The organism is Celeribacter ethanolicus (genome assembly GCF_002407265.1).
GTDB classification, from domain to species: domain Bacteria; phylum Pseudomonadota; class Alphaproteobacteria; order Rhodobacterales; family Rhodobacteraceae; genus Celeribacter; species Celeribacter ethanolicus.
Genome location: NZ_CP022196.1, coordinates 2,350,243 through 2,362,500, shown reverse-complemented (window position 1 = coordinate 2,362,500; position 12,258 = coordinate 2,350,243). Strand labels below are relative to the sequence as shown.

The following is a 12,258-nucleotide window of genomic DNA, read 5'->3' as shown; positions in this document are numbered from 1 at the left end:
TCCACCATTACCACTAAGATTACATCAGCAAGCACTGAGATCAGTGTTTGCTCGTCTAATCTTAGACGACAATTGACATCGTATAGAGAGATTAAATGCAACATCGTTGATCGCCCAAGTGAGGGTTGATCTCGGTCGCTTCCGCAAGGAAGGCATTCAGCGGACCACATTCCCGGTCCAACGTCTGTATCGCGGCTGAAAAGATGATGTTGCCCAAGTCAAGTAAACTAACCAAGTTGCGGTTCTGCGGAACTGCAGCGCGTTTCCGATCCCATACAAGATCGGAAGCGGGAAAGTATGCTTTTGGTCCTGAAAGTATAGCTTCGCGTCTTTACCAGCTCGCGTTGCTCGCAAACTTCGTCCTCAAGTCGCCGACAGGCGGTAGGACATCATGTAGTTTTGCTCTTTCTGGATCAAATCAAGCGCGAGAAGGGCGTTTGGTGGATGCCTTGGCAGTAAGAGGCGATGAAGGACGTGATACTCTGCGATAAGCTATGGGGAGCCGAGAATAGGCTTTGATCCATGGATTTCCGAATGGGGGAACCCACCTGACAGTTCGATATAATAGCTTAGGCTGCTTATATCTTGCTGAAACAGGTACTTTTAACCTGAACACATAGGGTTTTAAGAGCAAACCCGGGGAACTGAAACATCTAAGTACCCGGAGGAAAGGACATCAATAGAGACTTCCCTAGTAGCGGCGAGCGAACGGGAACCAGCCGAGCCATGAGAGTGACTGGAACAGATTGGAAAGTCTGGCCATAGCGGGTGACAGCCCCGTACAGGAAGCTCAATTGGACGTATTAAGTAGGGCGGAACACGTGAAATTCTGTCTGAAGATCGGGGGACCACCCCCGAAGGCTAAGTACTCCTTACTGACCGATAGCGAACCAGTACCGTGAGGGAAAGGTGAAAAGCACCCCGACGAGGGGAGTGAAACAGTTTCTGAAACCGGACGCCTACAAGCAGTCGGAGGGACCTCGAGTCCTGACGGCGTACCTTTTGTATAATGGGTCATCGACTTGGTCTTACGAGCAAGCTTAAGCCGTTAGGTGTAGGCGCAGCGAAAGCGAGTCTTAATAGGGCGCATGAGTTCGTGGGATCAGACCCGAAACCGAGTGATCTAGGCATGACCAGGATGAAGGTAAGGTAACACTTACTGGAGGTCCGAACCCACACCTGTTGAAAAAGGTCGGGATGAGTTGTGCCTAGGGGTGAAAGGCCAATCAAACTCGGAGATAGCTGGTTCTCTGCGAAATCTATTTAGGTAGAGCGTCATCCGAATACCCCGGGGGGTAGAGCACTGGATGGGTAATGGGGCCCCACAGGCTTACTGATCCTAACCAAACTCCGAATACCCGGGAGTACTAGATGGCAGACACACTGCGGGTGCTAACGCCCGTAGTGGAGAGGGAAACAACCCTGACCTCCGGCTAAGGCCCCTAATTCATGGCTAAGTGGGAAAGCAGGTGGGACGACCAAAACAACCAGGAGGTTGGCTTAGAAGCAGCCATCCTTTAAAGATAGCGTAACAGCTCACTGGTCTAGATAAGTTGTCCTGCGGCGAAGATGTAACGGGGCTCAAGCCATGAGCCGAAGCCGAGGATGCCGTAAGGCATGGTAGCAGAGCGTGGTGTGATATAGCTTCATGCCTCCTTAGATCCTTCGGGATCATTGGAGGCTCGAAGCTTTCTGTGAAGCGGGCGCGTGAGCGATCCCGTGGAGAGATCACCAGTGAGAATGATGACATGAGTAGCGACAAACAGGGTGAGAGACCCTGTCGCCGAAAGTCCAAGGGTTCCTGCTTAAAGCTAATCTGAGCAGGGTAAGCCGACCCCTAAGGCGAGGCCGAAAGGCGTAGTCGATGGGAACACTGTTAATATTCAGTGGCCAGAGAGAAGTGACGGATCGCAAAGGTCGTTCATCCTTATCGGATTGAATGGGCGGCTGAGCGGTCCCTGGAAATAGCCTCTCATTAGATCGTACCCTAAACCGACACAGGTGGACTGGTAGAGAATACCAAGGCGCTTGAGAGAACGATGTTGAAGGAACTCGGCAAAATACCTCCGTAAGTTCGCGAGAAGGAGGCCCAGTTTCTACGCAAGTATTGGCTGGGGGCACAAACCAGGGGGTGGCGACTGTTTACTAAAAACACAGGGCTCTGCGAAGTCGCAAGACGACGTATAGGGTCTGACGCCTGCCCGGTGCCTGAAGGTTAAAAGGAGAGGTGCAAGCCTTGAATTGAAGCCCAGGTAAACGGCGGCCGTAACTATAACGGTCCTAAGGTAGCGAAATTCCTTGTCGGGTAAGTTCCGACCTGCACGAATGGCGTAACGACTTCCCCGCTGTCTCCAACATCGACTCAGCGAAATTGAATTGCCTGTCAAGATGCAGGCTTCCCGCGGTTAGACGGAAAGACCCCGTGCACCTTTACTACAGCTTCACACTGGCATCAGGCACAACATGTGCAGGATAGGTGGTAGGCTTTGAAGCAGGAACGCCAGTTCCTGTGGAGCCTTCCTTGAGATACCACCCTTGTTCTGCTTGATGTCTAACCGCGACCCATTATCTGGGCCCGGGACCCTGTGTGGCGGGTAGTTTGACTGGGGCGGTCGCCTCCCAAAGAGTAACGGAGGCGCGCGAAGGTTGGCTCAGAGCGGTCGGAAATCGCTCGTTGAGTGCAATGGCAGAAGCCAGCCTGACTGCAAGACTGACAAGTCGAGCAGAGACGAAAGTCGGCCATAGTGATCCGGTGGTCCCGAGTGGAAGGGCCATCGCTCAACGGATAAAAGGTACGCCGGGGATAACAGGCTGATACTGCCCAAGAGTCCATATCGACGGCAGTGTTTGGCACCTCGATGTCGGCTCATCTCATCCTGGGGCTGGAGCAGGTCCCAAGGGTATGGCTGTTCGCCATTTAAAGAGGTACGTGAGCTGGGTTTAGAACGTCGTGAGACAGTTCGGTCCCTATCTGCCGTGGGTGTAGGATACTTGAGAGGAGTTGCCCCTAGTACGAGAGGACCGGGGTGAACGATCCACTGGTGGACCTGTTATCGTGCCAACGGTAGTGCAGGGTAGCTATGATCGGAAAGGATAACCGCTGAAGGCATCTAAGCGGGAAGCCCCCCTCAAAACAAGGTATCCCTGAGGGCCGTGGAAGACCACCACGTCGATAGGCTGGAGATGTAAGTGCAGCAATGCATTCAGTTGACCAGTACTAATTGCCCGATAGGCTTGATTTGATCCAGTAAAAGCAAAACTGCTCTTACTCGAACGAAATCAAAAGCATACACAAAACTTACTTGACTTGGACATAAGCTCATTATTCGGTTTGGTGGTCACAGCGTCAGTGAAACACCCGATCCCTTCCCGAACTCGGCCGTTAAGCACGATTGCGCCAATGGTACTGCGTCTTAAGACGTGGGAGAGTAGGTCACCGCCAAACCTAATAATCAGCTTATTAATCTCTCATACGATGCTTAACACACATTCGACCCTGTCGCGGGATGGAGCAGCCCGGTAGCTCGTCAGGCTCATAACCTGAAGGTCGTAGGTTCAAATCCTACTCCCGCAACCAACTTCAACGAACTTTCTTGATCAGTGTCGACAACAAGGGATTTCCCTTGGGGCTTTCCAATGAGTTCGAGCAACTTCCCGCGCAGTTCCAGCTCATGGACCTTCCGGTCCGCGTCCCAAGACACCACAACACTGTCCAATAGCTCGTGGAGTTCATCGCTGGCCCTGCCTGCGACGCCTTCGTCAGTCAATGTTGCAACAAGGTTATCGACATAGCCTCGATAGAGGCGGGGGAGGTCTTCGGGGAGTTGGATTGGGGCAGGGACGAGGGAGGCGCGTTTGCGCGTCTTCTCAGTGGGGCGATCGCGCTGATCTCGATCCTGCTGATCTGGCATGTCATGTCGATTGCCTTCCGGCCCTGGGTGCCCTCGATCGAAGCCACATTCTCGGCCATGGGCCGTGCCCTTCAGAGCGGGGCCTTCTGGGACGACTTCTTTCTCACTTTGGGTCGAGTCCTCGCATCGTTCTTTGCGGCCTCGGTCGCGGGCGCCATTCTGGGGCTGGTCATCGGCCTCAACGAAAAAGCCGAGGCGTTTTTTCAGCCGCTTCTGGCCCTGGCGCTTGCTGTGCCGGACCCGGTCTATATCATCTTCGCCATTCTGGCCGTCGGCACGGGCGAAATGGCCGGTTTCATTGCGCTCACCATCGCGGTGGTGCCCTTTGTCACCAATATCGTGCGCTCCAATGTGCACGCGCGGGACAAAAGCCTCGATGAAATGGCACAAATCTATCACCTGCCGCGCAATGTCCGGCTGCGTGCGGTTCTGATTCCACAACTCATGCCCGCACTTTTGACCGCGATGCGCTTTTCCTTCGCTCTGTCCTGGAAACTCGTCGTCGTGGTTGAAGCCATCGGTCAGCCCGATGGCATCGGCGCCTCGATCTTCAACAGCTTCCGCACGCTGCGGATGCGCGAGGTGGCTGCTGTGGCGATCATTTTCATCCTTGCGATGCAGATTCTGGAACGCGGCGTTTTGGGGCGGGTGGAAAAGAAACTCTTGCGCTGGCGCGAATGAGCGCCCGCAACACACTATAAGAAAAGGAAAAATCATGAAGATCGGTATTATCGGCGGTGGCATTGGTGGCACCGCAGCGGCCCATGCTGTGCTCTCGAAAGGTCACGACGTCACCATTTTCGAACAGGCCCCCGCCTTTGGCGAGGTTGGCGCGGGGGTGCAGATGACCCCCAATGCGGTGAAAGCGATCAAGGGGCTTGGGCTTTATGAGCGCTTTCTTGAGAGCGGCTTTTGCCCCAAGGCCATTGTCGGACGCAACTGGCAAACCGCGCGGGAAAATTTCCGCATCGACCTTGGGGCGGAGTTTCAGACCCATTACGATGCGCCCTACATCCACATTCACCGCGCCGATCTGCTCGATCTGTTCGCCAATGAACTGCCGCCCGAATGCTGTCGTTTTGGCGTGAAATGTACAGGCGTTGAGTTGACCGAAACCGGCGCGCGCGCGCTGTTCGAGGATGGCAGCACGTTTGAGGCCGATCTGATCGTGGGCGCTGACGGGGTGCGCTCTGCCGTGCGCGGCTCGCTCTTTGGCACCGGCGATCTGCGCTGGACCGGGCATCAATGCTACCGCGCTCTGGTGCCGACGGGCGGTGTGGTGGATTACGTCAATCCCGACAGCACCTTCTGGATGGGGCCGAACGCTCATGTGGTGACCTATTACGTCAAAGGCGGCGAGATGGTGAACATCGTGGCCGTGACGGAGGCCTCCGAATGGGTGGACGAAAGCTGGAGCACACGGGCCTCGCATGACGACATGCTCGCTGATTTCGCCGGCTGGCACCCGGATTTGGCGGAGCTGTTCTCCAAGGTGGACGAGGTCTACAACTGGGGCCTGTTCGACCGCGACCCGATGGAAAGCTGGACGAAAGGCGCGGTGACGCTTTTGGGCGATGCCTGTCACCCGATGCTGCCTTTCCTGTCGCAGGGGGCGGCCATGGCGATCGAAGACGGCTATATCCTCGGCGAAGCTCTGGCGCTTTATCCTGACGATCTGGCCGGAGCCCTCGCGGCCTATGAGGCCGAACGTCGTCCGCGCACCTCGAAAGTCCAGCTCGAAGCCCGCGAACGCGGCCGGACCTATCATTTGCCGACCGAGGAGGAGATGGCCGCTCGCGATGCCGAATATGCCCGGCGCGCCAAGGAAGATCCGCGCACGACTGGGATCAATACCGATTGGGTCTATGACTACGATCCTCGAGGCTTTGCGGGACGCGAGAAGAGACAGATGATGACCGTCAAGTGATCTCGTATGCTTTTGCCGACAATTGTCCGCATCAAGGTGGCGTGAAGTTTCGCGCTGCCTCTTCTTTGCCACAGCTGTTTAGGGGGTGGGGGAGCTGCACAGCATGGTGCTTTCCCAGACGGAGGTGCCCTTTACGACGACTTTGCCGGGGCGCGCCGTAGCGAAGGAACAGACAGAAATTCGCCCGCGCGTCGAGGGGGGGATCGAAGAGATCAGGTCGTGCTGATGGTCATGGTCAACCTTTCAGAAGGCTCCACCACGCCCCAGACCGAACAGGTCGTGGCGCAGGTCGAGGACTATCTTTTGACTGAGGAAAGCGCGACCGTGGACAGCACCTTTGCGACGCTAGGCTTTGGCTTTGGCGGATCGGGTCAGAACACCGCGATGATCTTTGTGAAACTCAAGGATTTCGATGACCGCGAAGACGATGAGCTTGCCGCCTCTGCGGTGGCCACGCGTGCAACGACGCATTTTTCCGGCCTGCGCGCCGGTCAGGTGATGTTCCGACAGCCGCTCGCCATTCCGGGGCTGGGCAACACCTCGGGCTTCTCCATGGAGCTTGTGGACTATGGCAACACCGGGCGCGATGCGTTGATCGCGGCGGCGGAAGAGATCGAGGCGCTCGCCAATCAGGACGGACGCCTGCAGAACGTCGATGTCTCCGGCGTCGAGAGCGAAGGGGTTCTCAAACTGATCATCGACCAGCAGAAAGCCGAAAGTTTCGGTGTCTCGGTCAGCGAGGTTAATTCGATCCTCTCGACCATCTTCGCGGGGTCTTCGGTCAATGATTTCGACATGAACGGATCGCTGCGCCCGGTGATCGTCATGGCCGATGCCGTCTACCGGATGCAGCCCGAAGGCATCGAGGGCTGGTATCTATGCCATCGAAATCATCGACAATTGCGTAACGAAAGGTCCCAAAAACGCGCGGAGATATCTGAAAAGTCAGATTGTATTTTGGGTGCCGCTATGAAAAGCGGTCGATAATTGTAATTGCCCGTCGTCTAACACTTCGCCGGACGGCATATCAATGAGGCCCGGTGTTCCGAACGCAGAAACCGGAAAATGCAGGTCAACATCCTGAGCTTGTGCGGTACCGAGACTCCATAAAATGATGCAGGTCGAAGAGAGCAGGCTTTTGCGCGATATAGTCACAGATCCATCCGTGCGAAGTCAGTTTGGTCCTCAAAATAGATTATAACCTTCCCCTTTGAAACCAAACCTTGAGGCGAACGCATCAGGGTGCTTGTCTTGTGGCGGATTTACAGCGTGTTGCGTGACAAACGCACGCGGGTTTTCAGATTTGGTAAAGAAATATCTTTAGTTCTTTCGCGAACGGCATCGAAGCTGCTGCTTGGAATGCACCCATGTCTAAAACATGAGCAAAGGACCTTATCATGTCTGATCCCTTCAAAAACCGCACACCTTCGCTGAATGGCCCGGCAACAGATCTTAGCCCGGTTACCCCGTCCGACACTGTGAACTTCGCCAAGGTCGCCGTGGCTTTGTATATCGAAAGTGCGGGTACACTGTCTATCGTAACGCAGAAAAGCGAAACGCGCACCGTTGCGGTTGGGGATTTCGCCATTTTGCCTGTGGGCGTGCGGCGCGTGAACGCAACGGGCACTACCGCGACAGGTATTCACGCTTTTATCGTGGGGTGAACTGATGTTTGGCCTCGATTGGAACGTCTCGACATTAGCAGTCCGAAAACAGAAAACGGGCTTTTCCCCCCTGGCTCTGAGTGGGCTTGTCGCTTGGTATGATCCAAGTGATCTGAGCTCGATGTTTCAGGACACGGCGATGACAGCCCCCGTCACGGCAGCAGGACAGAGCGTTGCCGTGATTCGCGACAAGAGTGGTAATGATCGGCATCTGAGCCAAAGTGCAGCTGCTGCTCGCCCGACACTCCAGACTGACGGGGCGTCCTTCTGGTTGGCATTCGATGGAGTGGACGATAGCTATGGCACGGGGGCGTTTGACTGGGGCAGTGATGCTGCGCAACTCGTGTTTGGTCTGCGCAAAACTGCCGATGATGCGATTGGTTGCCTGCTGGAGACTTCGGACAATTCCAACAATTATGCGGGAACCTTGGCGGTATTCGCTCCCAATGCCACTTTGAATGCGGGGACGCTTGAATTTCGCAGCAAGGGCTCAACCCAAGCGTCTGCCATAAATTTCGGGATCCCCAGCCAAACGAATTTTGTTCTGAACGCTTTCGGGCGAGTAAGCTCAGATACCACAGTCACTCGTATCGACGGGATCGAGACACGGAATGTCACGACGAATCAGGGGAATGGGAACTTCGGGAATTTCCCGCTCTATATTGGGCGTCGCGCCAATGCTAACTTCCCTTTCTCAGGTCGGTTGTTTGGAGCGGTTTTCTACAATCGACTTCTTGACGCAAGTGAAACAGGGAGCGTCGAAAGCTGGGTCGCTGGGAAAATAGGGGAAGCGCTATGACGATGCGGCGTTTCAGCTCGGTGCTGTTTCGCCGTTTTTTCCTTCCATCTTACCCTCGCGGTATACTGCGGCTTCGTTTTCGGAAGGGAATACCCCTTCCTTTTGCAACATAGCGTAGGGCGTAAGACCTGCGGTCTTCGCGCGTTGCTGTAACTCGAAGTATTTAGCTTCTACGAGCGTGCGGTACCAATAGGCCTGAAGGAAGTGAAAGAAGAACCCTGCTTTACCATCGAGAAAACCCCGCCCGATCACATAACGATACGCAAAGTAGAAACTGGCGCGCAGTGTCGCTGGAAGCCGTGCGTAAACTTGCTCTTTGAGCCAACGCTTGCGGGCGGCTTGGCCAGTCAACACCTCTTCAGAGGCTTCTTTTATGTGTCTAGCTTCTACACGAGAGATCATTTCCAGAGTGGCGTAGGTGTTATGTTTGGCAATCCACCAACTCAGATCATTGAGATTGTGATCGACCAAGTCACCGCCTTTTAGAACTGTGGTGTTTGGAGATTTCAGTATAACGTGTTCGTCCATTCGTCGCTGCTCCATGCGACCTTCGCCGCTTCTCCACAAGCGCAATATGTTAAGCGGATAAAAGAAACCGTGTAGAATTGGTTGTTCAAGAAAGACGATCTGTCTCCTCAGGTAAACGCCATTTATCGTGCTTTGAGGGGCTGCCAGCCAAGCGCTCATGCTCTCGCGCAGTTCCTCGTCGAGATATTCGTCCGCATCGATTCTAAGTGTCCAGTCGCTGCAAATACCCAAGGTGTTGAGCCCCCATTGGAATTGTGCTGCGTGACCATGCCAAGCGTTCTGTACGATTTCCGCCCCGAGGCTTTTGGCAATCTCAACTGTGCGGTCTGTTGAATAGCTGTCGATGACACAGACCCGTTCTGCAATGCCATCGAGCGAGCGAATGCATCGTTCGATGTGCTTTTCTTCGTTGAAGGTCAGAATCAGCGCCGTCAAAGTTTCTGTCATTGGCGTGCCCTTTGAAATCTTGCGCGCGGTTTCAGGATCTGCGCTGGGTTGCCGCGGTAGACGGTCCATTCCTCAAGATCGGAAAATGCTGCACCACGTGCTGCGAGCACGGCACCCTCTGCGACGGTAATACCAGGTCCTACAAAGGCTTCCGCGGCGATCCATGCATCGTCCCCGATCGTGATCGGGAATGCACGCAATTGAAAATGCGGATCCCGGATCGCATGTGTGCCGCAGCATAAATGTGCGCGCTGCGAGATAACAACATGTCGTCCGATTTTGATCGGGGCCATTGAGTAGCAAATCACGCCTGGTCCAAGGGAGGAAAAAGCCTGCATCGTCAAGTTGCGGGGCAACCAGATGCGTGCACTGGGATACACGTTTGCGCTCAGCGCGAGTTTGGCCCCAAATCTGCGCAGCAGCCAATTGCGCCAACGCCGTGCCTGTGGCGGGGTCCACCTTGCGCATAATAGCCAAACGATCCCGAAAGCGAAACGCTCCACCCTGTTCGCCAGCGAGAAAGTCGGCGCACCGGCGAAAGGATCGGCATGGGTTGCGTCGAGAGGTTTAGTCACGGTAAAGCCTCTTGGATTGTTTGGTGATCAGATCCTGAAACAGGTCGGACAACTGCTGCCCGACGTTCTTTTGTGAAAATTTTTCTGCCACAAGAGACTTCGCCGCCAGACTAGCCCGGTTAAGGTCCTTGGTGGTCCTTGCCTGAAGACCGCGCAAAGTCGTGGCGATTGACTCCGCGCTCTCTCTTGTCTCGAAAGCAGCTCCGGCATCAAAACCCTGATCGAGATTGCAGGCGCGGGTCATCATGCAGGGTACTCCCGCAGCCCAAGCTTCGAGAACTGACATTGGCAGGCCTTCGCTTTTTGACGGCAAGAGAAAAATATCTGCGGCGGCCAAACTACGGTCACGATCAACACCATATTGCGGCCCGGCAAACAGCGCATTGCCGAAGCGTTCATGCAGCGCCTCAATGGTAGGTTCGAAATCGGGACAGTCATCGGGCCAACCGCAGAATACCAATTGAGCACTGTCGCGAAAGCTCGGATCGGTACTGCTCAGCTCATCCCAAGCCGCGCAAAGCTCGCGCCAGCCTTTCTTGTCGTGGATACGCCCCAAAAACAAATACACGCGCCGCTCTGCGAATTCTGGACGCCACCAGCCGGGACGTTTCGCAACTTCAGCAAAAGGAAGCACGTAATTCGGGATCACGTGACAACGAGCGGTCGGCAGACCCGCTGCAGCGACATCCGCCTTTTCCTTTTCAGTCAGCACATGCAGATCAGCACTCCGCAGAAATCGCTGTTGATAGAGGGTCGAGACGGCTGCTTTAAGACGGGGCGAGCGCTGTAGAATCCAGTGCTCCAACATGCCATGCGGCGTGACCAGCGCGGGGCGTCGTCGCAGGAGGGACCAAAGTGCCGCGCAGAAGACATGGAATGTCCAAATCCCGTGGACATGCACAGTAGCCGCGCGCACGCCTACAACGTAACGTAACATTCCGGGCGAGAAACCATAGCGCGCAGGGCCGTATGACTTAAAAGCATGGATAGGGATATCCGGCCAAGCGTCTCGGTCGGTCTCGAAATCTGCATCCATCAAGGTAACGACCTCTAGGTCGAAACGGCCATCGGCGAGCACCGCTTCAGCATAAAGCCGCGCTGCCTCGGAAACGCCGCCACCGCGGCGTCCGATTGCCGGTGTGAGAACCAAGATGCGTTGCTTTTCAGTCATGTCGTCTCCTGCAATACATCGCTCAATTTTGCGTGGGTTTGCCGATAGGTTTCAACGGCGCCGGAAATTTCCGCCCGTGCGGTCGCGAGGTCGGAAAAATCGCGTTCCAACGCCGCGATCACTGCAGTGGGATCGAGATCATCAATGGGAAATTGCCGCTCGTCGAGCTTCAGATCGCGCAGAATGTAGCTGGTCTTTGGCAGATAGGCGATGGCCTGCGTGGGGCGATCCGCCATCATCGCGAAGATACAGGAATGGAAGCGGGTGCCCAGAAACAGAGAGGAACGTCCAATGAGGGCGCGAAGCTCCTCTGGTTCACGAGAGGTTCGGTCGATGGCCACCTGAGTATCGCAGGCGGCGGCGATGCGTTCGGCCATCGGCAAATCATCAGAGACCTGATTGAAGATCACAGGCTGCATGTCATGGGCCTTCGTCATGTGGTCAATGATTTTGGCCATCGATGTCACGTAGTCTCGCCGCTTCATCTCCATGTCCACAGATTTGGGAAAGGTCCAGTTCACAACCGTCAGGCCAAGGATCGGTTTTGCTGACGGTTCGACCCCGATCTCGTGCCAGGCTTGTACAATGGCGGGGCCTGCATTGCTGACATAAAAATTCCAGAAGGCACTGTCCCCAGAGCGCCGCAGCAGACGTTCAGGCAGCGCGAGTGTTTCGTGCAAGAAATGCCAAGAATAGCTTTCGCGTGCGCAGATCGCATCGGTCTTCATAAAAATCCAGCGCGCGATGAGGCGCGCGAAAGGCGTGTCAATCGGGCCGATACTCTGAGGGGCCAAGATGTTTCGCGCGGCTTTGCGCGGCAAAAAAATGTGAAGCAAAGCCACATAATAGGCAAAATTCGTGTCGTGAATATACCCGCCCGGTGCACTGACCACGATGTCCGCCGCACGGATCATTTTCCAACTCTGGTATTGTGATGAGGGCAATAGACGCGCCACAAAAGAGAGGCCGGGAACAGTCGCTAGCGCGGCAATCAGCAAACGCATCAATGTGACGAGTTTCGCAAGTTTTCCCGAAGCTGACGTGTTGCCGATCCGTTCGGACCAAGTGACATCTGGATGCACAGCGCGCGAAGCCGCGATGCCTTCGAAAACCGAACATCCGATCTCTGCATCTGGCACTGCCGATGTGATTTCCGCAATGCACTCATCCAAAAGGACAGAATCGCCTCGATTGGAACGACCATACGCGTTTGTGATCATGACTTTCATTGAATGT

The 12,258-nt window shown here is 55.1% G+C and carries 9 protein-coding genes, 2 tRNA genes and 2 rRNA genes (1 of these 13 only partly in view); 9 read left to right on the top strand and 4 right to left on the bottom strand.

The annotated features are described in order from the left end of the window. The 9 genes from CEW89_RS11595 to CEW89_RS11550 form a co-directional block, all read left to right on the top strand. Positions 1 to 7, top strand: a tRNA-Ala gene (locus tag CEW89_RS11595) (it extends 69 nt beyond the left edge of the window). A gap of 409 nt (positions 8 to 416) precedes the next feature. Beyond that, a 23S ribosomal RNA gene (locus tag CEW89_RS11590) occupies positions 417 to 3,242 on the top strand. 88 nt (positions 3,243 to 3,330) lie between these two features. After that, a 5S ribosomal RNA gene (gene rrf, locus CEW89_RS11585) occupies positions 3,331 to 3,445 on the top strand. A 55-nt stretch (positions 3,446 to 3,500) separates the two neighbouring features. Beyond that, positions 3,501 to 3,577, top strand: a tRNA-Met gene (locus CEW89_RS11580). 247 nt (positions 3,578 to 3,824) lie between these two features. Continuing rightward, positions 3,825 to 4,592 (top strand): ABC transporter permease, encoded by a 768-nt coding sequence (locus CEW89_RS11570; protein ID WP_096806007.1) that lies wholly within the window; start codon positions 3,825 to 3,827, stop codon positions 4,590 to 4,592. Between the two features lie 34 nt (positions 4,593 to 4,626). Next, complete coding sequence (locus tag CEW89_RS11565; RefSeq protein ID WP_096806006.1) at positions 4,627 to 5,838, top strand: FAD-dependent monooxygenase; 1,212 nt, start codon at positions 4,627 to 4,629, stop codon at positions 5,836 to 5,838. Positions 5,839 to 6,063: 225 nt separating this feature from the next. Then, entirely contained in the window at positions 6,064 to 6,825 is a 762-nt protein-coding gene (locus CEW89_RS11560) for an efflux RND transporter permease subunit (protein ID WP_157779831.1), read from the top strand. 410 nt (positions 6,826 to 7,235) lie between these two features. Continuing rightward, a complete protein-coding gene (locus CEW89_RS11555; protein ID WP_096806004.1) occupies positions 7,236 to 7,502 on the top strand; it encodes a spike base protein, RCAP_Rcc01079 family in 267 nt (88 codons plus the stop codon). A 4-nt stretch (positions 7,503 to 7,506) separates the two neighbouring features. Continuing rightward, complete coding sequence (locus tag CEW89_RS11550) at positions 7,507 to 8,301, top strand: LamG domain-containing protein (protein WP_096806003.1); 795 nt, start codon at positions 7,507 to 7,509, stop codon at positions 8,299 to 8,301. Positions 8,302 to 8,313: 12 nt separating this feature from the next. On the opposite strand, the gene CEW89_RS11545 is transcribed toward CEW89_RS11550, so the two are convergent. Genes CEW89_RS11545 through CEW89_RS11530 form a run of 4 tightly spaced genes read right to left on the bottom strand, consistent with a single transcriptional unit; the run spans position 8,314 to position 12,251 of the window. Further along, positions 8,314 to 9,276: a glycosyltransferase family 2 protein gene (locus CEW89_RS11545; RefSeq protein ID WP_157779829.1), complete on the bottom strand. Its 963-nt coding sequence runs from the start codon at positions 9,274 to 9,276 to the stop codon at positions 8,314 to 8,316. Then, on the bottom strand, positions 9,273 to 9,851 hold the full coding sequence (locus tag CEW89_RS11540) for a putative colanic acid biosynthesis acetyltransferase (protein WP_096807214.1): 579 nt from the start codon (positions 9,849 to 9,851) through the stop codon (positions 9,273 to 9,275). Before CEW89_RS11540 ends, CEW89_RS11545 begins: the two co-directional genes overlap by 4 nt. Beyond that, complete coding sequence (locus CEW89_RS11535) at positions 9,844 to 11,022, bottom strand: glycosyltransferase (RefSeq protein WP_096806001.1); 1,179 nt, start codon at positions 11,020 to 11,022, stop codon at positions 9,844 to 9,846. Before CEW89_RS11535 ends, CEW89_RS11540 begins: the two co-directional genes overlap by 8 nt. After that, positions 11,019 to 12,251: a polysaccharide pyruvyl transferase family protein gene (locus CEW89_RS11530; RefSeq protein ID WP_096806000.1), complete on the bottom strand. Its 1,233-nt coding sequence runs from the start codon at positions 12,249 to 12,251 to the stop codon at positions 11,019 to 11,021. The genes CEW89_RS11535 and CEW89_RS11530 overlap by 4 nt, the downstream gene beginning before the upstream one ends. Positions 12,252 to 12,258: the final 7 nt, after the last annotated feature.